Origin of the sequence: Dactylosporangium sp. NPDC050588 (genome assembly GCF_040654975.1) — a bacterium.
In the GTDB taxonomy this organism is placed as follows: Bacteria; Actinomycetota; Actinomycetes; order Mycobacteriales; family Micromonosporaceae; genus Dactylosporangium; species Dactylosporangium maewongense.
This window is the reverse complement of the sequence record NZ_JBFAJA010000005.1, coordinates 122,138-143,674: the sequence shown is the minus strand read 5'-3', so window position 1 is coordinate 143,674 and position 21,537 is coordinate 122,138. Positions and strand designations below refer to the sequence as shown.

Below are 21,537 nucleotides of genomic sequence, written 5' to 3'. Positions count from 1 at the left end.
GTTCGGCGGCAGGTTCGGGTCCGGGGCCGGGTTCGGGGCGCGGGGATGCGGGCCGGCAGGGCGGCGCGGTGCCGGACCAGCTCGCCGCGGGGATGGCGACCCTGGCCGCGCTGCGGGCCCTGGCGGCGAAGGCGCGCGGGCCCGTGCTGTGCCGGATCGACGACGCGCAGTGGCTGGACAAGCCGTCGCTGGACGCCCTGGCGGTGGCGGCCCGGCGGGCGGGCGGGGACCGGATCGCGTTCCTGTTCGCGCTGCGCGACACCCCCGCGTGCCCGGGCGCCGAGGCGTCCCTCGCCGGCCTGCCGGTCCGGCGGCCGGCACCCCTGGACCTGCGCGACAGCCGCGACCTGCTCACCGCCGCCCTGCCCGACCTCGCCGGCGACGTGGCGGGCGTCCTGGCCGGGATGGCGTCCGGCAACCCCCGCGCCCTCACCGAGCTGGCCGCCGCCCTCACCGCCGAGCAGCGCCGCGGAGAGGCCGCCCCGCCCGCCACGCTGCCCCGGGACAGCCCGCTGCGCCGGGAGTACCGCGCCGTGCTCCGCGCCCTGCCCGCGCCGACCCGCCGCGCCCTGCTGCTGGCCGCCACCGCAGCCCTCACCGGCCCCCAGGACCCCACCGCCGGTGCACCCACCTGCCCCGTCGCCCCGCTGCTCGCCGCCGGCCACCACCCCGCCGACCTCACCCCCGCCGAAGACGCCGAGCTCATCCACATCGACGCCGACCTCATCCGCTTCGCGCCGCCCCTGTTCGCCCAGGTCCTCTACGCCGAGGCCACCCTCGCCGACCGCCACACCGCCCACCACCGCCTCGCCGCCCTGACTCCCGCCTCGCTCTCCGCCCCAACCCCCAGCGGTCCGTCACCCGCCCCCACACACCCCACGCCGCCACCCGCCGCCACACCCTCAGCCGCCGCCACGCCCATCGCTTCCACATCCGCGGTGGCTCGGCCCGCCGCCGCGCCCGCCACGCCCACCGGTTCCACATCCGCGGTGGCTCCGCCCGCCGCGGAGCCCCCCGCTCCGCCACCCGCCGCCACACCCTCAGCCGCCGCCACGCCCACCGGTTCCACATCCGCGGTGGCTCCGCCCGGCGCGGAGCCCCCCGCTCCGCCACCCGTCGCCGCCCCGCCTGCGCCTTCACTTGCCGCCACGTTCACCGCTTCCGCAGCGGCTCCTCCAGCCGCCGCGCCCCCTGCGTTGCCACCCGTCGCCGCTCCGCCTGCGCCGTCACCTGCCGCCACGCTCACCGCTTCCGCAGCGGCTCCTCCAGCCGCCGCGCCCCCTGCGTTGCCACCCATCGCCGCTCCGCTCGCGCCGTCACCTGCCGCCACGTCCACGGCTTCCGTATCCGCAGCGACTCCGCCCGGCGCGGAGCCCCCTGCGTCGCCACCCGTCGCCGCTCCGCCCGCGCCGTCACTTGCCGCCACACTCACCGCTTCCGCGGTGGCTCCGCCCGCCGCGACGCCGGTCCTCACATCCACCGCGTCGCCATCTGATTCCACGTCTGCTGCGCCGCCGCTGGTCGCTGGTCCGGCCGCGTCGCACATCGCCGCCATGTCCGCCGCGCCGCCGTTGCACTCCATGGCCGTCGCGCCGCCGTCCGACTCCTTGTCTGCTGCGGCGCCGCCCATCGCCGCGGCTGTCGTGGCGCCGGTCCTCACACCCACCGAGACGCCGGCCGATTCCACGGCCGCTGCGGCGCTCGGCGTCCTGACTGCCGCGTTGCACCGGGCCGCTGTCGCCGACGGGTTTGACGATGCGCTGGCCGGTACACTCGCCGCCGCTGCTGAAGGAGTCCCGCCGGCGCTCGCGGCCACGGCGCTGCGGCATGCGGCGGTGCTCACCAGCGGGGCGGTGCTCGCGGCCGAGCGGACCCTGGCGGCGGCCAGGCTCGCGTGGCGGGGCGGGGAGCCGCACCAGGCGAGGATGCTGCTGCGGTCGGTGTTCGGGCCCGCGGTGCCGGAGCACCTGCACGCGGAGCGGGAGCTGCTGCTCGGAGAGATCGACCTGCGCACCGGGGCGAGCGGCGGGGAGCAGCACACCCTCATCGCCGCGGCGGGGCGGCTCATCGCGCGCGACCGGCAGCGCAGCCTCGGGGCGCTCATGCTGGCCGGGGAGGCGCTGCTCGCGACCGGGCGGCACGACCAGTTCGGCGCGCTCGCCGAGCGGGCGCTGCGGCTGAGAAGGCCCGGCGACCCGGCCGGCGCGGTGCTGCTCTTCGAGCACTTCACCGGGCTGGCCGCGATCTTCGCCGGTGAGCCGGCGCGGGCCGGTGAGCCGATGCGGCGGGTCCTGCACCTGGCCGCCGCGGTCGACGACCCGCCGACCCTGGTCCGCGCGGCCGGCGCAGGGATCCTGATCGGCGAGGACCAGCAGGCGTACCGGCTCGCGGTCCGCGCCGCCCGGCTCGCAGGCGGGGCCGGCGACCGGGTCACCGTGCCGCACGCGCTCGACCTCGCCGCGACGGCCGCGTTCGCGCTCGGCGACCTGGACCTCGCCGTGGCGACCGCGACCGAGGGGCAGCGGCTCGCCGCCGCCACCGGTCAGGACACGGTCGCCGACAACTGCCGCGGCATGCTCGCCGTCGTGCTCGGCATGCTCGGCGACGGGCCCGCCAGCCAGGCGTGGGCGCGCAGGTGCCGGGCCAGGGCAGGCGTCGACGTCGACAGCCAGGCCCGGGCGATGTGCGTGTGGGCCGCGGCGCTGCTCGACGTCGCGGAGGGTCGGCACGCCGACGCCGCCGGCCGGCTCTGGGGCGTCATGCGCACCGCGGGCGGCCGCGGGCACCTCGGCGTGCAGATCCCCGCGACGCCGACGCTGATCGAGGCGGTCGCCCGCTGCGGCGACCGGGCCCCCGCGCGGGAGATCCTGCGCGCGTACGACGTCTGGGCCTCCAGCACCGCGAACCCCACCTGGCTCGCCCTCTCGGCCCGCTGCCACGCCCTGCTCGCGGACACCGACGACGAGGCCGACGACCGCTTCCGCGAGGCGATCCGGCTGCACCTGGCGGGGGACTCGCCGTTCGCCCGGGCCCGCACCGAGCTGCTCTACGGCGAGGAGCTGCGCCGGCGCCGCCACCCGGCCGCGGCCCGCGCGCACCTGCGCCGTGCCCTGGCGACGTTCGAGCAGTTCGGCGCGGTGCCGTGGGCCCAGCGTGCCGCCGCCGAGCTGCGGGCCGCCGGCGACCACGTGGCCGCGGCGGCGCCGGAGGACACCCGGGTGGCGCTCACCGCGCAGCAGGCCCGCATCGCGGAGCTGGTCGCGGGCGGCGCCACCAACCGTGAGGTCGCCGAGGTGCTGTTCCTGAGCCCGCGCACCGTCGACCACCACCTGCGCAACATCTTCACCCGGCTCGGCGTCCGCTCCCGCACCGAGCTCGCCAAGGTCGTCTCGTAGGCCGGTGATTCCACCGATGCCCGGCCGTGCCGCGGGCACCAGGATGGGCTGACAGCCCGGGTACGCACATCGACGTGCGTGCCCGGGTTTGCGCTGTCCGAGAATTGACGGCGCGGGGGGTCAACCGTGCCGGTCTCCGGCGGGTGTTGCCTTCAAGTGGACGCCGGAGGGGAGCACGGGGTTGGCCGAGGAAGACGGCTTCGAAGAGTTCTATCGGGGGACCCGGCAACGGGTCATGACATTTCTGTACGCGATGAGCGGCGACCGCAACGAGGCCCAGGACGCCGCCCAGGAGGCGTACGTCCGGGCGTGGCAGCGCTGGTCGACGATCCGCGGCTACGACGACCCGGAGGCGTGGGTCCGCACCGTCGGCTACCGGCTGTGCGTCAGCCGCTGGCGCAAGGCCCGCAACGCGCTGACGGCCCACCGCCGGCACGGCACCGGAGCGGAGGCGGAGCCGCCCAGCGAGAACACCGTCGCGCTGGTCCGCGCGCTGCGGCAGCTGCCGGCGGCGGACCGCGAGGCGATCGTCATGCACCACCTGCTGGACCTGACGGTCGCGGACGTGGCCGCCCACACGGGCGTGCCCGCCAACACGATCAAGACGCGGCTCGTCCGCGGTCGGAAAACGCTCGCCGGGCTGCTCGGCACGGATCTGACGGGGGACTACACCAATGCCTGACCCGCTGTTCCAGACACTGTTCGACGACACCGAAGCCGTCCCGTGGGCGCCGACCGGCACCGTGCGGGACCGGGCCCGCACCCGGACCCGCCGGACCCGGGCCGCGGCCCTCGCGGCCGCGACGGTCGCGGTGGTGATGGTCCTCGGCGGGGTGGCGCTCGCCGGCCGCGGCCCGCAGAAGCACGTCCAGCCCGGCATCTCGCCCACCGCCGCACCGTCGGCGACGCCGTCGCAGCCGGCCCCGACGACGCCGGCCGCCCCGTCGACCGGCGCGTCCTCGACGAGCGCGTCGTCGCAGCCCGCCGTCGAGCCGACGGCAATCGTCGACGGCCTGTTCCTGCAGCTCGCCGACGTCGGCACCGGCTACAAGTGGGCCGCTACGGAGGACTCCGGCGGCGGTGACTGGACCGTCGAGTACGCCTTCTCCGCGCTGCAGTGCACCGGCAGCGGCATGTCGGGCCTCGGCGACCACAGGGAGAGGACGATGGTCAAGGGCACCGGCCCGAACGCGTCCGGCGTAACGCAGTTCGTGGCCCGGTTCAGGCCCGGCACCGCCGCCCGGTACCTCGACGAGCTCCGTACGAAGATCCCGGCGTGCAAGCCCTCCAACGGCATGGCGATCAAGATCGCCGACCAGCGCTTCGCCGGCCAGGACGCGCTGCGGGTCGAGGTGACGTACGGCGAGGGGTACACGCCCGTCGCGCTGATCGTCGTCCGGCAAGGCGACCTGGTGTCGCAGATCTCCGCGCGCGCGGCCGACCACGACCAGGCGGCAGCACTCGCCCGCAAGGCGGCTGCGCGCATGTGCGGCGGCACCCCGGTCTGCTGACCCCGCGACCCCGCCCCCGCATCCGGGTGAACCCGGCTTGCGGGGGCGGGCGGGCGTGGCAGGATGCGAACCATGAGCGGCCAGCGGAGCGGCTCGGGCCGCGAGTCGGCATTGCAGGGTGGAGCTCAGGCTGGCGCCGGAGCGCAGCGGAGGTGACAGCATGAGCGGCGTAAGAGTGCTGGTAGGAACACGCAAAGGTGCGTTCGTCCTGACCGCGGACGGCGCGCGACGCGACTGGAGGATCGACGGGCCGCACTTCGGCGGCTGGGAGGTCTACCACGTCAACGGTTCACCCGCGGACCCCGACCGGCTGTGGGCGTCGCAGTCCGGCGGCTGGTTCGGCCAGCTGATCCAGCGCTCCGACGACGGCGGCGCCACCTGGGAGCCGGTCGGCAACGACTTCGCCTACGAGGGCAAGATCGGCGACCACCTCTGGTACGACGGCACCCCGCGCCCGTGGGAGTTCAAGCGGATCTGGCACCTGGAGCCGTCCCGGGACGACCCCGACACGGTCTACGCCGGCGCCGAGGACGCCGCCCTCTTCCGCTCGACCGACGGCGGGCACCAGTGGCAGGAGCTGACGGGCCTGCGCACGCACGAGTCCGCCCCGCGCTGGCAGCCCGGCGCCGGCGGCATGTGCCTGCACACGATCATCCTCGACCCGGTCGACCGGGACCGGATCTTCGTGGCGATCTCGGCGGCCGGGGCGTTCCGCTCCGACGACGCCGGCGTGACGTGGCAGCCGATCAACCGCGGTCTCGTGTCGGGGCAGATCCCCGACCCGGACGCCGAGGTGGGGCACTGCGTCCACCGGCTGGCGATGCACCCGTCCCGCCCCGACGTGCTGTTCATGCAGAAGCACTGGGACGTGCTGCGCACCGACGACGCCGGCGGGCAGTGGCGCGAGATCAGCGGCGACCTGCCGACGGACTTCGGCTTCCCGATCGCGGTGCACGCGCACGAGCCCGAGACGGTCTACGTCGTGCCGATCACCAGCGACTCGGAGCACTACGTGCCCGACGGCAGGCTCCGGGTGTACCGCAGCCGCTCCGGTGGCGACGAGTGGCAGCCGCTCGGCGAGGGCCTGCCGCAGGAGCACTGCTACGTCAACGTGCTCCGCGACGCGATGGCTGTGGACACCCTCGACGACTGCGGCGTCTACTTCGGCACGACCGGCGGGCAGGTGTACGTGTCGCCGGACGGCGGTGACAGCTGGTCGGCGATCGTGCGGGACCTTCCGGCGGTGCTGTCGGTGGAGGTGCAGACGCTGCCATGATCCGCGTCGTGCTCCCCGCGCACCTGCGGCAGCTGGCGAAGGTCGACGGCGAGGTGCGCTTCGACCTCGACGGTCCGGTCACCCAGCGCCTGGTCCTGGACGCCCTGGAGGAGCGTTTCCCGGTGCTGCGCGGCACCATCCGCGACCGGGCCAGCGGCCGGCGCCGCGCGTTCGTCCGCCTGTACGGCTGCGAGGAGGACCTCTCCAACGAGTCCCCGGACGCGCCGCTGCCGGACCGGGTCGCCAGCGGCAGCGAACCGCTGCTCATCATCGGCGCGATGGCCGGCGGCTGAGTCGGCGTGATGGCCGGTGGCTGAGTCAGCGCGATGGCCGGCGGCTGACACGGGTGTCCCCGGTGCCCGAACGGACACCGGGGACGTCGTGACGGGTGGGTCAGCAGGCGTTGCTGCGGAAGTCCGACACCGCAAGCCCGGAGAAGCCGCAGGTGTACGGCGTGAACCGGGAGTCCTGGTTGAGCCAGCGCTTGAACCAGGAGACCAGCGCGCGGGACGTCGTCGCGTTCGTCGACTGCGGGAAGAAGTGGCTCGCCCCCGTCAGCTCGACGTACGTCTTCGGCCCGGCCAGGGTCGAGTAGAACGGCAGCGAGTGGCTGGAGACCGGCGCGATGGTGTCGGCCTGGCCGCCCACGATCAGGACCGGCTCGCTGACGTTGTTCCACGTCTTGTCGCTGTTCCAGGGCGCGAGCGGCACCCCGGCCTTGACCAGCCCGCTGGTGTCGGCGGCGAGCGCCTCCAGCGTGCCGCCGCCACCCATCGAGTGGCCGGCGACGCCACGGCGGCTGCCGTCGGCGCGGGCCCGCACGGCGGAGGACGAGGAGTTGACGGCCCAGTTCAGCGCGGCGAGGAGCTGGTTGCCGCGGCTGCCGGGCTGGTCGTAGATGCTGTTCGTCTCGATGCCGACGACCACGAAGCCCCACGACGACAGCCGAGGGCCGATCCACGCGAGGCTCGACCAGGTGGCGGTGAACCCGGGCGACACGGCGATCACCGGGTACTTGCCGGAGGCCGTCGGGTAGTACACCCGGCCGCCGCCGAACCCGGAGACCAGGCTGGAGATGCTCTCGGACGTGGTCGCGAAGCTGCCGTTGCCGGTGATGTTGGCGGCGGTGGGTGCCTGGCCGATCTCGTCAGCGACCGCCGGGCTGGCGACCGCCGCGACCCCACCACCCATGAGCGTGAGGACGACGGCCAGCCTGAGCAGGATGGTTCGCAACGCTGCACTCCTCTCGAAACACCTTCGTAACTTCGATGGGTGTCAGTGTGTGCAGCTCCCGGCCCCGTCCGTATCGGCGAAATCACCGGTGTTCGCCGGTGAACCTCCGTTCGGCTACCGTACGGACATGATCAGCGTCGGCGCCGGGGTCGACCTGCTCGTCGCCGCGTCCGTCCTCGCCGGCGTGCCTCTGGCCCTGCGCGCCGGTCAGAAGCCGGGGCCCCGCCCCGGCGGCGGCCGCGGCCCGGGCTTCTGGCTGGCGCTCACGGTGGCGGCCATCTATCTCAACCAGGCGCTGTTCACGGTGTACGTGCTGCGCGTCCACCGCGGCGACCCGGCCTTCATCGCCCGCCACCTGCCGCCCGGCTGGTTCGACCTCGCCGGCGGTGCGGCGGTGCGGGCCGTCGCGGACGCGTTCCCCGCGCCGGAGGTCCTCGAGTTCAGCGTGCTGCGCGTGCAGGCGTTCCTCGAGCTGCCGTTCGTGATCCTCGCCTACCTGTGCGTGTGCCGGTGGCTGGACCCCGTCCGGGCCAGGGCGCTGACCGCACCCGCGGTGCTGTGGGCCGCCTGCGTCGCGTACTCCGTGGTGTTCGGGCTCGTCGAGTGGGGGCTGCGCAACCCGTACACGACGGACGACCTCGTGCTGCGGGCCGCCTCCTGCGTCGTGACGGCGGCGCTGCTCACCCGCCGGCCGCCGCGGCTCACCGGCAGGGCGCCGGCGTCGGGGGTGCAGGTGCTCCTCGCGGTCGGGTCCGCCGCCGCGCTCGGCGTGCTGGTGCTGGTGGTGTACGACACCGCGCTGCTCTACAACCTCGGCCACCTGCCGCGCCTGCTGCCGGTCGCGGCCGCGGCGGGTGGCGTCCTCGCGCTCGCCCGCGGGCTGACCCGCCGGGCCGGGACGCCCCGCGAGCCGGGCCCCGGGATCCGGACCGTCGCGGCGGGGCTGGCCTGGTTCGCGGCGCTGTTCTTCGTGCCGGCGCTGCCCATCCGGTACGCCATGGACCTCGGCACCCCGTGGCTCACCATCGCCGGCGCGTCCGTCGTCGCCGGCGCGGCCCTCGTGGTGACGGTGCGCGGCGTGGTGGACCGGGCCGGCGCCGGGCGGTGGCTGGCGCGGATGTCGGTGGCGGTCCTGGCCGGCCTCGTCGCGGCGAGCGCCGCGCTGCTGCCCCCGCCGACCTACCCCGAGGTGCGCATCCTGCTGGCCGCGGCCCTGTTCCTCACCGCGCTGACCGCGGTGTGCGCCGCGACGGACAGGGCCGCCGCGCGGGGTCGACCCCGCACGACGGCCCTGGACTGACGGGCGTTACGCGACGAACTTGACCCGCTGGCGGCGGCGGTACGCGACGAAGAGGAACGCGCCGGCGGCGACGAGCGCGGCACCCGCGGCGGTGAGGACCCAGACGTTCGTGCCGGTAACCGGCAGCTGCGGGCCGGCGCCGGGGGCGGGGGAGCTCGGGACGACCGGGCTCGGGGAGGCCGGGCTGGTGGGCTCCGCGGCCGCGGCGCAGGCCCGGACCAGGTTGAACGTGCCCTGCTGCAGCGGGTCGGTGAGCGCGACGCCGACGGCGAGGGCCCAGCCGGCGGGGGTCTTCAGCCAGCCGCCGGCGTCGACGAGCGACCCGCTGACGCCGGCCGGTGCCGGCGCGGTCGGGAGGGGCAGCTTCGCGGCCTTGCTGTTGGTGAGGGAGTTGGCCGTCAGCTTCTTGGCCAGCGCGGTGGGGTCGTCCTCGGTGAACGTGTAGACGCCCTCGTCGTCGAGGACGAGCACGACGAGGTCGTCGTACGACTGGCCGCCGTTCTTGACGAACAGGAAGATGTACTGCAGGTCCGTCCACCGGCCCTCGGGCTTGTCGAACAGCCAGCCGTCCTTGTCGGCGACGGCCTTGCCGGTGTCGATGCCGGCGCAGCCCTTCGTCGGCGCGGTGGCGGCGAAGACGGGCTCCTCGAACACGAGCGCCGCGCCGGGGAAGTCGATGTCGCCGAGGCCTTCGCCGACCGCGGCGGACGAGGGGGCGGCGAGCCCCCCGACGAGCAGGGCGGTGGCGGCAGCCGCGGCGGCGAGCCTGGCGATTCCCCGGAGCTTCATGCGGTCCTCTTCTGGCGTGATCGACGACGGACCTGGGGAATCTCCCAGCAAACTCCCAGTGCGGCAACACGCACCATTCGGACGCAAGCGGCATACGCCCGCAGGGTGGATCGGCCATCTGGCAGGTCTGACCGAAAGTACGAGCGGCCGGTCAACGCAGCGTGGTGAGCCTTGCCTTGATCCGTTGTAACAGCGAGGGGCGCGCGACCGGCTGGACCGGTGCCGTCGTCGTGGGGAACGCGCCCTCGTCGACCCGCACCACCGTCCGTGCGGCCGGTGGGGCCGGGGCGGTCGGGCGCGGGCCCGCCGGGGGCGCCTCCGGAGGGTGCACGGTGACCCCGTGGAGCCGGCGCAGCCCGTCACGGACCTCGACCCGGGTCCAGTCGCCGGGGGTCTGGACCGTGTGGTCGCGGAGGCGCTGCTCGTACCAGAGCGACACCTCGGCCGGAGGGGATGCCGTCGCGAACCAGGTCGTGGTGATGTGCCCGCCCGCCGCGGCGTGGGTGCGCAGCGTGTCGAACGGCGTCAGCCCCGGGAAGTGCTCCACCCCCGTCAGCCTAGGCACTGACCACTCCCGTGGCTGGATCGACTACGACGCGACGGTCGCCACGTACCGGCCCGAGTTCGCTTCCACCGCTGGGACGACCCGCGGGAGCTCGCCCTCCGCGAGGCCCTCTACAAGGATGTCCTCGGCGAGCGCTCCCAGCGCCCGGACTAGATCCGGAAGCGGCCGACGGCGAGCTGGAGGTCGGCGGCGAGGCTGTTGAGCTCGGCGACGGTCGCGTCGACCTCGGTGAGGGTCGAGGTGGTGGTGTCGGCGGCGTCGGCGACACCGGCGATGTTGCCGGCGATGTTGGCCGCGCCGTGGGCGGCGTCGCCGACGCTGCGGCTCATCTCGCTGGTCGTGGCGGTCTGCTCCTCGACGGCGGAGGCGATGGTGAGCTGGTAGTCGTTGATGCGGGCGATGATCCGGCTGATCTCGCCGATGGCGTCGACGGCGTTGGCGGTGTCGGACTGGATCGCCTCGACGCGGCGGGAGATGTCCTCGGTCGCCCGGGCGGTCTCCTGGGCGAGGTCCTTCACCTCGCTGGCGACGACCGCGAACCCCTTGCCCGCCGCGCCCGCGCGGGCGGCCTCGATGGTGGCGTTGAGGGCGAGAAGGTTCGTCTGCTCGGCGATCGAGGTGATCACCTTGACCACGTTGCCGATCTCGGCCGAGGAGTCGCCGAGCTTGGACACCGTGCGGTTCGTCGACTCGGCCACGCCGACCGCCTCCGAGGCGACCCGGGCGGCGTCGTTGGCGTTCTGCGCGATCTCGCGGATCGAGGCGCCCATCTCCTCGGAGCCGGCGGCGACCGTCTGGACGTTGTGCGACACGGTCCCGGCGTCGCCCGCGACCACGTTCGCGCGGGCCGCCGCGGCCTTGGCGCTGTCGGCGATGCGGGTCGTGACGCTGGTCAGCCGGCCGGTGCTGCCGCCGAGGGTGCCGGCCGCGGCGGCGAGCGTGTGCACGGTGCGCCCGACGCTCTCGTTGGCGCGGTTCATCGCGGCCGCCATCGAGCCGAGCTCGTCGCGGGCGTACACGTCGGCGCGCAGGGTCAGGTCGCCGTCGGCGACGCCGCGCAGGGTGTCGGAGACCGACCGCAGCTGCAGGTTCATGCGGCGCGCGATGCCCAGCGCCAGCAGCAGCGCGAGCCCGAGCCCGACGATGAGCGAGCCGACCGTCCAGTTGCGCGCGCTGGTGTAGTCGTTTCGCGCCGCGGCCGCCATCGCGTCGGACTCGGTGGTCTCCTGCTGCTGGAGCTTCGCCAGCGACGCGTTCATCTGCGCCTCGAGGCTCTGCCAGAGGGTGTTCGTGGCGGCCATGTCCGACGGCACCGTCAGGCCGGGCGCCGGCTGCTTGCGGAAGACGACCACGTCGCGCAGGTTGCTGTAGTCGGTGAACGCCTTGGCGAAGTCGTTGAGGGCGGCCTCGCGGGCGGCGGAGCCGGCGAGCCGGTCGCGGTACTTCGCGATCGCCCCCTCGATCATCGCGTCGCCGCCCTCGACCGCCTGCGTCCCTCGCGGGCCGAGCGTCGGGTCGTAGGCGGACCAGGCGAACAGCGACTGGCCCCGGTAGTTCTCGCTGACGCCCTGCCGGATGACGACGAGCTGCTCGACGCTCTCGAGGTGCCGCGTCTTCAGCTGGCCGAAGCGGTCGTTGAGCCGGGCCATGCTCGTGATCGACAGGATACCGACGCCGATCGCGACCAGCGCCACGAGCGCGATGCCGATCAGGTTCTTCGTCCCGACGGACCGGTCGGCGACCCAGCCGGCCAGCGCGCCGCGCCGGACGGTCACCTGGATGGGGGTGCTGTCAGTGGTCATGCGGGGTCCTTGCCGACGACGGGAACAACCGGGCCGTCCGGTGCATCGGCGTTGCGATCGCGGTATTGAGGGTTTAGACCGCGACAGTCTCGGAAAGGGCGGCGGCCACGACGAGCGACTCGATGCCGCGCAGGCACACCTCCAGCATCGCGGGCGAGACGGCCGCGGTGTCGACCCGCCAGGTGAGGTCCACGGCGTCGGTGGCGCCGGCCGCGCCGGCCGCCGGGTCGACGTGCAGGAAGCAGGTCGCGTCCCACTCGTTGGAGCTCGGCCCCCACCGCAGCACGCTGCCCTCCAGCGCGGCGGTGACCTCGGCGGGCGAGGGGATCCCGCTCGGCGGCGGAGCGGAGCGGCGGCGGTCGTTGAAGTAGCAGCCGGTGTCGAGCTCCACGCCGCGTTCGGCGCCGACCCGGTCGACGAGCGCCCACAGGTCGCGCGGGTGGTAGTAGGCGTACATCCCGGCGGTCAGCTGGCTCTTGAACGTCCGCGCGATCACCTCGGCGAACGAGGCGGCGCCCGTGTCGATGACGGCGAGCCCGGCCTGGGCGAGGTTGCTGACCGACTCGGCGAAGCCCGGGCGGAAGCGGTTGCTGACCACGATCCGGAACGCGCCGACCGGCTGTCCCGACAGGCGGCCGAGCATCATGGCGTACGCGGCGAGCAGGATCGTGCCGCTGTGCACCTTCGTCCGCTCGGCCACGGCGGCGAGGGCGAGGTGCGTCGCGGGTGACGTGAGCGTCGCCTCGCACCAGCGCTCGGGCCGCGGCTCGAGCGGCACCGGGAACCGGCGGGGCTCGATCGCGCGCAGGTGCTTCTCCCAGTAGCGCAGCGACGCCTGATGCTGCCGCCGCGCGCCGGCGCCCTGCTGGGCCGCGGCGAGCTCCAGAGGCTGGATGCCGGCGACGGGCGCGAGGTGGCGGCCGGTGGCGGGGTCGAGGTTGGCGAGGTCGGCGATGAGCGCCTCGAAGCCGTAGCCGTCGATGACCATGTGGCAGTACAGCGCGACGAACCACAGCGCGTCGCCGGTGCCAGGCCGTGCGACGACCGCCATCCGCACCGGCCAGTCGGTGTACGGGTCCCACGGCGCCGCCTCGTACCGGGCGCGGATCGTCGCGGCGAGGCGCTCCGGGTCGCCGTCGTCGTCGTACACCTCCAGGACGACGGAGCCGGAGGACGACAGCGCCTGCTTCGGCGGTGCGTCGGTCCCGGGGCCGTCGGGGACGAGGCGGGTGCGCAGCGACTGGTGGCGGCTCATGATGAACCCGAGCGTGGTGGCGACGTCGCCGACGGTCGTGCCGGGGGCGAGGGCCATGGTGCCGCCGGTCCACTCGGTCGCCTCGACGACCTGCATGGACCGCCAGGCGGCGAACTGTCCCCAGGTAAGTTCCCCGATGCCGCTGCCATCCCCTTGAAAGGGCACGGTGATCCGATGTGTCACGACAGTCCCCAAAAGATGGCCGGCGGCATCGAGGTCAGAGCAATACTCAGAGAGAGCGGACGGCCTTCATGGCGGTCTCCTTTCTGATATTCGCCCGTCGATCGATAATTGCCCGCGGGCAGTGCCGGAAGCGTATCGGCAGGGCCGCTCGAAGCGGAAGGGCCGCCGGTGCCGATTGCGGCGGTTGTCCGCATTCACCGCACCCGTTAGGGGTATTGAAAGGGTCCTTGAGCGGAAGAGATGAATTGATTTCAGTAACTGATACGAGGTTATCGTCGTCAATTCGTACTGGTCCGGAAATTTCCTGCCGACTACGACAAAGGCGCCGCGTCGCTTACTGTCGTGACCATGAAGGCGGGCATGGCGACGATCGGTGACGTGGCACGGCAGGCGGGCGTGTCCCCGAGCACCGTTTCGTACGTCCTGAGCGGCAAGCGGACGATCTCCGAGGAGACCCGCCGCAGGGTGCTCGCCGCGATCGACGTCCTCGGCTACCACCCGCACGCCGGCGCCCGGGCCCTGGCCAGCAACCGCTCCAACGTGATCGCGCTGATCATGCCGCTCTACACGGGCCTGTACGTGCCGGTGCTGATGCAGTTCGTGATCTCGGTCGTGACCGCGGCCCGCCGCCACGACCACGACGTGCTGCTGCTCACCCAGGACGAGGGCGTGCAGGGCCTGGAGCGGGTCGCCGCCAGCTCGCTCGCCGACGCGCTCATCGTGATGGACGTCGAGCTGCACGACCGGCGGCTGCCCCGGCTCCGGACGCTCGGCCGGCCGTCGGTGCTCATCGGGTTCCCCGCCGACGCCGACGGGCTCACCTGCATCGACCTGGACTTCGCGGCGGCCGGCGCGGCGTGCGTCGAGCACCTCGCCGACCTCGGTCATGCCTGTGTGGCCCTCGTGGGGTCGCCGCCGGAGGTGTACGAGCGGGAGCTCGGCTTCGCCAGCCGCACCGCCGCCGGGTTCGACGAGGCACTGCGGCGGCGTGGCCTGCGCGGCACGACCGTCCCGTGCGAGCCGACCCCGGACGCGGTCCTGTCGACGGTGCGCGGCCTGCTGGACCGCCACCCGGACCTGACCGGGGTGGTGGTGCACAACGAGCCGACCGTGCCGCCGCTGCTGGACGCATTCGCGGCGCTCGGCCGGCGGGTGCCGCGGGACGTGTCGGTGGTGGCGATCTGCCCCGACGAGGTCGCCGAGCGGGGCAAGCCGCGGCTCACGTCGGTGAGCATCCCGGCGGAGGAGGTGGGCCGGCGGGCGGTCGACCTGCTCATGGCGAAGCTCGACGGCCGCCAGGTCCCCGAGGCGACCCTGCTCCCGCCGGCCCTGACGGTCCGCGACAGCGCCGCCCCGGCCCGCCGGCCCTGAACCACGGTCCCGCGGAGTCTTCCGCGGCGGCCGGTGCGGCCTCGGCGCCCCGTGTGGCTCGGGGTCCCTGTGTGGCTCGGCGTCCCTGTGTGGCTCGGCGTCCCCGTGCGGCGTCGGCGTTCAGCAGGCAGCGGAAGGGTTGCCGCGGCTCGTGCCGTCGCGGAACCAGGGAAACAGCGGCGCCGCCGCGGTCCGGAACACCCGATCCGGACCGCGGCGGCGTCGCTCCACACCCCTGGGAAGTCGCTAGGCGAGCCTGACGGTCAGCCGGTCCACCTCGGCGTCCACGGCGATCAGCACGCCGGCGGGGTCGCGAGTGAGCCGGCCGGCATCGACGGCCGCCACCGTGTCGATGCCGGCCAGCTGCACCCGCCAGGGCGCCGGGCTCCCGTTGTCCCGGCGCACCTCGACGGTCGTCCCGGCCCTGCGCACCGTGAAGCTCGCTCCGGCGGTGCCGCTGAGCCGGCCCTGCGGCGAGGGGATGTCCACGGTCGTGCCCGCGCCGTCGGGCAGCTCGTGGACCCGCAGGGTGACGCCGTCGGCGTATGGGTAGTCGGGGCGGTCGTCGCGCGCGCCGAGCGGCACGACCGAGCCGGGACGGGTGAGCACCGGCAGGTCGCCCATGCCGTACCGGCGCCGGATCCAGCCTGGCCCGCTCAGCACCTCGCCGCTGCGCAGGTCGGTCCACCGCCCCGCCGGCAGGTAGAAGCTGACGTCGCCGTCGGCGCTGAACACCGGCGCGACGAGGATCGAGCCGCCCAGCATGTACTGCCGGTCCAGGTGCGCGCAGGCAGGGTCGTCGGGGAACTCCAGCGCGAGCGGCCGCAGCACCGGCAGGCCCTCGCGGTGCGCGGTGACGGCCGCGCCGTACAGGTAGGGCATGAGCCGCGCCTTGAGCCGCGTGTAGTCGCGCAGGACGGCGACCGCCTCGTCGCCGAAGTGCCACGGCACCCGGTAGGACTCGTTGCCGTGCAGCCGGCTGTGCGAGGACAGCAGCCCGAACGGGATCCAGCGCATGAAGACGGCCGGATCCGGCGTACCTTCGAAGCCGCCGATGTCGTGGCTCCAGAACCCGAACCCCGACATGGCCAGGGACAGCCCGCCGCGGAGGCTCTCGGCCATCGACTCGAAGGTGGCGCTGCAGTCACCGCCCCAGTGGACCGGGAACTGCTGCCCGCCGGCGGTCGCGGACCTGGCGAAGAGCACCGCCTCGCCGTCGCCGCGGCGCTCCCGCAGCACCTCGAAGACGGCCTCGTTGTACAGGTGCGTGTAGTAGTTGTGCATCCGCAGCGGGTCGGCGCCGTCGGACCAGACGACGTCGGTGGGGATGCGCTCGCCGAAGTCGGACTTGAAGCAGTCGACGCCCAGGTCGAGCAGGTGCTTCAGCTTGTCCTGGAACCAGGTCCGCGCGGCCGGGCTCGTGAAGTCGACGAGGCCCATCCCGGCCTGCCACTGGTCCCACTGCCACACGTCGCCGTCGCTCTTCCTCACCAGGTGCCCGGCGGCCGTCGCCTCCGCGAACAGCGCGGAGCGTTGCGCGATGTACGGGTTGATCCACACGCAGATCCGCAGCCCCTTCGCCTTGAGCCGGGCCAGCATGCCGGCCGGGTCGGGGAAGGTCACCGGGTCCCACTCGAAGTCGCACCAGTGGAACTCGCGCATCCAGAACGTGTCGAAGTGGAAGACCGAAAGCGGCAGCCCGCGCTCGGCCATCCCGTCCACGATGGACGTCACGGTCGCCTCGTCGTAGGACGTGGTGAACGACGTGGACAGCCACAGGCCGAACGACCACGCCGGCGGCAGCGCGGGCCGGCCGGTGAGCGCGGTGTACTTGCGCAGCACGTCGCGCGGCGTCGGCCCGTAGATGACGAGGTACGACAGGACCTGCCCGGGGACGCTGAACTGCACCCGCGACACGGCCTCCGAGGCGACCTCGAACGACACCGGGCCCGGGTCGTCGACGAACACCCCGTAGCCGGCGCTGGTCAGGTAGAACGGGACGTTCTTGTACGCCTGCTCGCTGCTGGTGCCGCCGTCGGCGTTCCAGACGTCGACGGTCTGGCCGTTCTTGACCAGCGGACCGAAGCGCTCGCCCAGCCCGTACACCACCTCGCCGACGCCGAGGTTGAGCTGCTCGCGCAGGAAGTGGCCGTCCGCGGTGCGCAGGGCGGCGAGCGCCTTCGGGGCGCTGCTGGTGAGGACCCGCCCCTCGGCGATGAAGTCGAGCCGCCACTGCCCGCCTTGGCTGTTGCCCTGTCCCTGACTGCTGCCCTGGCTGTGGTTCGTGCCCTGGCTTTGGCTGTTGCCGTGGCTTCGGGGTCCGTCAAGTGCGAACCGGGCGCTGAGGGCGCCGGCGGTGAACGTGACGGCGTCGTTGTCGCGGGTCACCTTCGCGTCGGCGGCCGGGTCGGCGTCGATCCGGAACCGCGGCCCGCGCGGCGCGCCGCCGGTGTGCCGGCTGACCCGCACCGCGATCACGTCGGGCGCCGGCGTGGTGCACTCGATGGTGAACAGCGGCGTGTTGAGCGTGTCGCCACGGCCGGTGACCCGGCGGGTCGGCGCGTACACCGACAGGCTGTTCGCGCCGACGGCCACATCCCGGACGTGCACCGGGTACAGGGGGTGCACCCCTTCACGCAGCTGCCAGTACCCGTCGCTGAACTTCATGCACGGCCCAATCCCTGTCGAAGCGCTTCGACAGGTGACGGTACGAACCCCTCACCGGCGTGTCAATCAGCCCGGCCCCCGCCGTGGACGCCGCCGGGCGGGGCTGTGAAACTTCCATCGTGGCTGTACCGGATGCGCAGTTCCTCGCGATGGTGGACCGGCTCGCCGAGGTCGAGCGGGCACACGCCGCGGACTACACGTCGTTCAGCGTGCGCGGCAAGCGGTTCGGCTATTACTGGCCCCGCACGCACACGACCGGCCTGAAGCAGACGCTGTCGGAGCAGATCGCCCTTGTCGCGGAGCGCCCCGACGTGTTCGAGGTGCAGTTCACCTCCGGCGGTTTCGGCTGGGTCGTCGTGTACCTGGAGCGGATCGACGCCGACGAGCTGACCGAGCTGCTCTACGAGGCGTGGCAGCTTTCCGCCCCCGAGTCGCTCGTCCAGGATCACCCGCTGCGCTTGTAGGCTTCGGGGCATGTCCCTCACCGCGGAGTTCGAGCAGGCCCAGATCGACGTCAAGCAGCTCGACCAGCGCCCCGGCAACGACGTCCTGCTGCGGCTCTACGCCCTCTACAAGCAGGGCACCCACGGCGACGCCACCGGCAAGCGCCCCGGCGTCTTCGACATGGTCGGCCGCGCCAAGTACGACGCGTGGCACGCCTTGGCCGGCACCGCCCAGGAGGACGCCCAGCGCCAGTACGTGGCCCTGGTCGCCGACCTACGCTCCTAGCCCTCCGGCACCGCCGGCGTCAACGCCTTCTTTCCTTCGCCGCATACCACCACCAATTGCCATACTCCCGGGCATTGACCAACGTCTGCGTGCAGGCCCGGGTCCATGTAGCGCCAGGAGGGGCACGCGCCGTCGGCAGTGCGAACGCCCCACGTCGGTCCGCACCCCACGTCGGTCCGCGCCGCGGACCTGGCTCCCCGGGTGTGAGTCGTCCGTGCCGCATGTGTGTCCCGGTCGCGCGTCGGACCGCGCCGTGGTCCGGCCGTGGCCCGTGACCGTCCCGCCGCATGTCCGTGCCGTGGCCTGGCGCGCCGCGTGCTCGCCCTCACTTCGTGTCTTCCTGCTCCGCGGGCTCGCGCTCGGGGTGGGCCGGCAGTGCGTCACGTTCGCGGCCTGTCGGTGAGCGCCTCACGCAGACGTTGGTCAATGCCCCGAGATGTTCATAATTGGGCATCGACATTGCGCGATCTACCTCCATTTTAAAGATCGTTTTGTGGTTGGATCGCGCAAAGTCGATTGCGCAATTGCCGTATTTACGGGCATTGACCAACGGCTGTGGAGCGAGGCGGGGGTCATGTAGCGCCGGAGCGGGGTGTGCTGAGGGCCGGCCCCGGTGCTTGCGGGGTTCGCCGCCGCCCCGAGTCGGGCGTCGGCGTCCGGGCAGGGGTCGGCGGGGCGGCCGGGGTGGGTCGTGTGGGCCTGGCGCACGGATTGCTGGTCTGCGCTGTGCCCGCCTGGAATCCCGGGGTGGTCTGGGCTCGCCGCGCCGGTGGTCGGCGGGGTGGTCAAGGGGGTGCGGTGCTGGTTGTGGTTCGGGCGCGTGCCCGGGGGCGCCGACTGAGAGCGCTCTCTTGACCGCGGTCGCCCGAGGTGTATACGTTCGACCGGGGTCGATCTGTTAAGTAACCGTACGGACTCCGCCAGGTCCTCGGGAGGCCACATGCACGTGAAGCTCATCAAGGCTCGCACCCTGGTCATGCTGGGTGCGACCGTCCTGTCGTTCCTCACCGCGGTCGCGGTGCGGGACGCCGCCAGCAACCCGGCCGCCGCCGCCATCGGAGGGCTCACCTGGTCCGACGAGTTCGACGGCGCGGCCGGCAGCGCACCCAACGGCAGCAAGTGGAAGTACGACGTCGGCGGGGGCGGCTGGGGCAACAACGAGCAGCAGTACTACACCACCAGCACGAGCAACGCGGCGCTCAACGGTGCCGGGCAGCTCGTGATCACCGCCCGCAAGGAGAACCCGGCCAACTACCAGTGTCACTACGGCCGGTGCGTCTACACCTCGGCCCGGCTGCTGACCGCGGACCGGTTCACCCAGGCGTACGGCCGCTTCGAGGCAAGGATGAAGCTGCCGCGCGGCCAGGGCATCTGGCCCGCGTTCTGGATGCTGGGCGCCGACATCGGCAGCAACCCGTGGCCGAACAGCGGCGAGATCGACATCATGGAGAACATCGGCAAGGAGCCGAACACGGTGCACGGCACGATCCACGGGCCTGGGTACTCCGGTGCCGAAGGGATCGGTGCCGGGTACACGATCGGGGCGCCGTTCGCGGACGCGTTCCACACGTTCTCGGTCGAGTGGGAGCCGAACGTGCTGCGCTGGTACGTCGACGGCAACCTGTACCAGACCCGGACCCCCGCGGACCTGGGTGGGGACCGGTGGGTGTTCGACCACCCGTTCTTCATGCTGCTGAACCTCGCGGTCGGCGGCTACTGGCCCGGCTACCCGGACGGCACCACCCAGTTCCCGCAGACGCTCACGGTCGACTACGTGCGGGTCTACGGGTACAGCGGCGGCGGTGGCGGCGGGGGCGCCGGACCGATCATCGGCAACGGCAGCAACCGGTGCATCGACGTGCCCAGCTCCAACGCGGCCGACGGCAACCGGCTGCAGATCTGGGACTGCAACGGCACCGGCGCGCAGCAGTGGACGATCAACGCCGACGGCTCGATCCGCGCGCTCGGCAAGTGCATGGACGTCTCCGGCGGCTCCACCGCCGACGGCGCGGCCGTGCAGCTGTGGACCTGCAACGGCAGCGGCGCGCAGAAGTTCACGCTCAACGCCGCGGGCGACCTGGTGAACATCCAGGCCAACAAGTGCGTCGACGTGCAGAACGCGGCCACCGCCAACGGCTCCAAGCTGCAGCTGTGGACCTGCGGCGGCGGCAGCAACCAGAAGTGGCACCGCTGATCGGGTAGGTCAGGTCCGGCGCCACCGGAGCACCTCGAGGGCTGCTCCCACGCTCACCACGTTTTCGGACAGGGGGCGGGGGAGCAGCTCGTCGGCGCGGGCCAGGCGGCGCAGCACGGTGTTGCGGTGGGTGTACAGCCGTTCCGCGGCCCGGGTGGTGCTGCACTGCTCCCGCACGTAGGTGAGGACCGTCTCGTGGGTGGCCGCGTCGGCGTGCAGGAGGTCGCCGAGCGTGTCGGCGAGGAACTCGTCGGCCTGCGTCGGCTCGGCGGTGAGCAGCGCGACGAGCTGCACGTCCTCGTAGCGGGCGACCTGCTGCGGCGAGGTGAGCCGGGTCAGCATCCGCTGCACCGCCGCCGCGTCCAGGTGGCTGCGGCGGAAACCGGCGACGTCCGTGCCCGGCCGGCCCAGGGCGACCCGCACGTCGGGGTGGCCCGGCAACGACGGCAGCGGCGCGGTCCGGGACGGGAACCAGACCCACAGCGCGGCCGTCCCGGCCACCACGGTCAGGCGGTGCGTGGCGCCGGCGGCCCGCATCACCGTCTCCGCGGCGCCCTCCAGGTGCTCGGTCGCGCCCCACACGATCGCGGCGGTGTGCGGACCGGCCAGCCCGTACCCGAGCTGCGCCTCGGCCCGCGACCGGCTGATCGGCGCGCCCTCCAGCAGCAGCGTCACCGCCGCCCGGCGCTCCGCCGACGCGCCCCGGGTGAGCTCGGCCCGCTCCACCTCCATCCGCCGCGACACGGCGGCGACGGTGTCGTCGATGAACGTGGAGATCGACAGCGCCGACGCGTCCAGCAGCTCCCGCAGCCGCACCGGGTCGGAGGTCAGCTCGAAGCAGATCTCCATCCACCGCCGCCACGCGACGCTCTGCGCCGTGCGGTACGCGTCCAGCCCGCGCTCGTCGAGCCCGCGGCGCACCATGTCCCGGGCCGCGTCGAGCGCCTCGGCGCCGGTGTTCGCCGGCACCCGCCGCCCCGGATGCCGCACGTTCTGCTCCGCCCAGTGCAGCAGGTTGGCGAGGTTGGCCCGCTTCGTCGCCTCCGCCAGGACCGGGTCGGCGGCGACGGGCCGCATCCGGTCCCCGCCGAGCGCCGCCGCGTGCAGCTCCTCGATCCACTCCGCGCGCGGGTCGAGGGCGATCTCCGCGCCTCGGCGGAAGAGCTCCCTGACCTCCGGTGACAGCGCCGGCCACGGTGCCGACGCAGCATTCTGCACCATCCGGCGAGTATTCCGGTGCACATTGGGCTGGCGCAAGGCGACGTGC

Annotated in this window: 17 protein-coding genes; 10 read left to right on the top strand and 7 right to left on the bottom strand. The window is 73.4% G+C overall.

The genetic code is table 11. The annotated features are described in order from the left end of the window. The first annotated feature begins 68 nt into the window (after nt 1–68). From AB0I21_RS04750 to AB0I21_RS04730, 5 genes are all read left to right on the top strand, one after another. Nucleotides 69–3,395: a LuxR C-terminal-related transcriptional regulator gene (locus AB0I21_RS04750; protein ID WP_360559091.1), complete on the top strand. Its 3,327-nt coding sequence runs from the start codon at nt 69–71 to the stop codon at nt 3,393–3,395. Nucleotides 3,396–3,576: 181 nt separating this feature from the next. After that, nucleotides 3,577–4,077: a SigE family RNA polymerase sigma factor gene (locus AB0I21_RS04745; protein ID WP_360559090.1), complete on the top strand. Its 501-nt coding sequence runs from the start codon at nt 3,577–3,579 to the stop codon at nt 4,075–4,077. Continuing rightward, on the top strand, nt 4,070–4,906 hold the full coding sequence (locus AB0I21_RS04740; protein ID WP_360559089.1) for a hypothetical protein: 837 nt from the start codon (nt 4,070–4,072) through the stop codon (nt 4,904–4,906). Before AB0I21_RS04745 ends, AB0I21_RS04740 begins: the two co-directional genes overlap by 8 nt. A 160-nt stretch (nt 4,907–5,066) precedes the next feature. Continuing rightward, the gene (locus tag AB0I21_RS04735) at nt 5,067–6,182 is read left to right on the top strand and encodes an exo-alpha-sialidase (RefSeq protein WP_360559088.1); all 1,116 of its coding nucleotides are present in this window, start codon (nt 5,067–5,069) and stop codon (nt 6,180–6,182) included. Then, nucleotides 6,179–6,475, top strand: coding sequence for a MoaD/ThiS family protein (locus AB0I21_RS04730; protein ID WP_344501932.1), 297 nt, complete (start codon nt 6,179–6,181; stop codon nt 6,473–6,475). The genes AB0I21_RS04735 and AB0I21_RS04730 overlap by 4 nt, the downstream gene beginning before the upstream one ends. A gap of 100 nt (nt 6,476–6,575) precedes the next feature. Here AB0I21_RS04730 and AB0I21_RS04725 read toward each other — a convergent pair whose 3' ends face one another. Next, nucleotides 6,576–7,415: an alpha/beta hydrolase gene (locus AB0I21_RS04725; RefSeq protein ID WP_360559087.1), complete on the bottom strand. Its 840-nt coding sequence runs from the start codon at nt 7,413–7,415 to the stop codon at nt 6,576–6,578. 127 nt (nt 7,416–7,542) lie between these two features. On the opposite strand from AB0I21_RS04725, the gene AB0I21_RS04720 reads away from it, so the two are divergent. Further along, nucleotides 7,543–8,715 carry a hypothetical protein gene (locus AB0I21_RS04720; protein WP_360559086.1) on the top strand — a complete coding sequence of 391 codons (1,173 nt, stop codon included), beginning with the start codon at nt 7,543–7,545 and terminating at the stop codon, nt 8,713–8,715. Nucleotides 8,716–8,721: 6 nt separating this feature from the next. Here the strand turns inward: AB0I21_RS04720 and AB0I21_RS04715 are convergent, their stop codons facing one another. From AB0I21_RS04715 to AB0I21_RS04700, 4 genes are all read right to left on the bottom strand, one after another. Further along, nucleotides 8,722–9,504, bottom strand: coding sequence for an LPXTG cell wall anchor domain-containing protein (locus AB0I21_RS04715; protein WP_360559085.1), 783 nt, complete (start codon nt 9,502–9,504; stop codon nt 8,722–8,724). A 151-nt stretch (nt 9,505–9,655) separates the two neighbouring features. Continuing rightward, entirely contained in the window at nt 9,656–10,051 is a 396-nt protein-coding gene (locus tag AB0I21_RS04710; protein WP_360559084.1) for a hypothetical protein, read from the bottom strand. A gap of 167 nt (nt 10,052–10,218) precedes the next feature. Beyond that, nucleotides 10,219–11,871: a methyl-accepting chemotaxis protein gene (locus tag AB0I21_RS04705; protein WP_360559083.1), complete on the bottom strand. Its 1,653-nt coding sequence runs from the start codon at nt 11,869–11,871 to the stop codon at nt 10,219–10,221. 73 nt (nt 11,872–11,944) lie between these two features. After that, nucleotides 11,945–13,309, bottom strand: a complete 1,365-nt coding sequence (locus AB0I21_RS04700; protein WP_360559082.1) for a condensation domain-containing protein — start codon at nt 13,307–13,309, stop codon at nt 11,945–11,947. A 348-nt stretch (nt 13,310–13,657) separates the two neighbouring features. Between AB0I21_RS04700 and AB0I21_RS04695 the strand changes: the two genes are divergently transcribed. Further along, on the top strand, nt 13,658–14,680 hold the full coding sequence (locus tag AB0I21_RS04695) for a LacI family DNA-binding transcriptional regulator (protein ID WP_344501949.1): 1,023 nt from the start codon (nt 13,658–13,660) through the stop codon (nt 14,678–14,680). Between the two features lie 246 nt (nt 14,681–14,926). Here AB0I21_RS04695 and yicI read toward each other — a convergent pair whose 3' ends face one another. Beyond that, nucleotides 14,927–17,347: an alpha-xylosidase gene (gene yicI, locus AB0I21_RS04690; protein ID WP_360559081.1), complete on the bottom strand. Its 2,421-nt coding sequence runs from the start codon at nt 17,345–17,347 to the stop codon at nt 14,927–14,929. 119 nt (nt 17,348–17,466) lie between these two features. Between yicI and AB0I21_RS04685 the strand changes: the two genes are divergently transcribed. The 3 genes from AB0I21_RS04685 (at nt 17,467) to AB0I21_RS04675 (ending at nt 20,270) form a co-directional block, all read left to right on the top strand. Continuing rightward, nucleotides 17,467–17,811 carry an MmcQ/YjbR family DNA-binding protein gene (locus tag AB0I21_RS04685; protein WP_344501947.1) on the top strand — a complete coding sequence of 115 codons (345 nt, stop codon included), beginning with the start codon at nt 17,467–17,469 and terminating at the stop codon, nt 17,809–17,811. A 10-nt stretch (nt 17,812–17,821) separates the two neighbouring features. Continuing rightward, the gene (locus tag AB0I21_RS04680; protein ID WP_344501946.1) at nt 17,822–18,076 is read left to right on the top strand and encodes an acyl-CoA-binding protein; all 255 of its coding nucleotides are present in this window, start codon (nt 17,822–17,824) and stop codon (nt 18,074–18,076) included. Between the two features lie 976 nt (nt 18,077–19,052). Then, nucleotides 19,053–20,270, top strand: a complete 1,218-nt coding sequence (locus AB0I21_RS04675; protein WP_360559137.1) for a family 16 glycosylhydrolase — start codon at nt 19,053–19,055, stop codon at nt 20,268–20,270. A 9-nt stretch (nt 20,271–20,279) separates the two neighbouring features. Here AB0I21_RS04675 and AB0I21_RS04670 read toward each other — a convergent pair whose 3' ends face one another. Continuing rightward, the gene (locus tag AB0I21_RS04670; RefSeq protein ID WP_360559080.1) at nt 20,280–21,491 is read right to left on the bottom strand and encodes a PucR family transcriptional regulator; all 1,212 of its coding nucleotides are present in this window, start codon (nt 21,489–21,491) and stop codon (nt 20,280–20,282) included. Nucleotides 21,492–21,537: the final 46 nt, after the last annotated feature.

Excerpts from the sequence above, each read along its gene's own strand:
- AB0I21_RS04680 (WP_344501946.1), top strand. The coding sequence starts at position 17,822 with ATGTCCCTCACCGCGGAGTTCGAGCAGGCCCAGATCGACGTCAAGCAG.
- AB0I21_RS04695 (WP_344501949.1), top strand. The coding sequence starts at position 13,658 with ATGAAGGCGGGCATGGCGACGATCGGTGACGTGGCACGGCAGGCGGGC.
- yicI (WP_360559081.1), bottom strand. The coding sequence starts at position 17,347 with ATGAAGTTCAGCGACGGGTACTGGCAGCTGCGTGAAGGGGTGCACCCC.
- AB0I21_RS04735 (WP_360559088.1), top strand. The coding sequence starts at position 5,067 with ATGAGCGGCGTAAGAGTGCTGGTAGGAACACGCAAAGGTGCGTTCGTC.
- AB0I21_RS04705 (WP_360559083.1), bottom strand. The coding sequence starts at position 11,871 with ATGACCACTGACAGCACCCCCATCCAGGTGACCGTCCGGCGCGGCGCG.
- AB0I21_RS04715 (WP_360559085.1), bottom strand. The coding sequence starts at position 9,504 with ATGAAGCTCCGGGGAATCGCCAGGCTCGCCGCCGCGGCTGCCGCCACC.
- AB0I21_RS04730 (WP_344501932.1), top strand. The coding sequence starts at position 6,179 with ATGATCCGCGTCGTGCTCCCCGCGCACCTGCGGCAGCTGGCGAAGGTC.
- AB0I21_RS04670 (WP_360559080.1), bottom strand. The coding sequence starts at position 21,491 with ATGGTGCAGAATGCTGCGTCGGCACCGTGGCCGGCGCTGTCACCGGAG.
- AB0I21_RS04740 (WP_360559089.1), top strand. The coding sequence starts at position 4,070 with ATGCCTGACCCGCTGTTCCAGACACTGTTCGACGACACCGAAGCCGTC.
- AB0I21_RS04720 (WP_360559086.1), top strand. The coding sequence starts at position 7,543 with ATGATCAGCGTCGGCGCCGGGGTCGACCTGCTCGTCGCCGCGTCCGTC.
- AB0I21_RS04675 (WP_360559137.1), top strand. The coding sequence starts at position 19,053 with ATGCTGGGTGCGACCGTCCTGTCGTTCCTCACCGCGGTCGCGGTGCGG.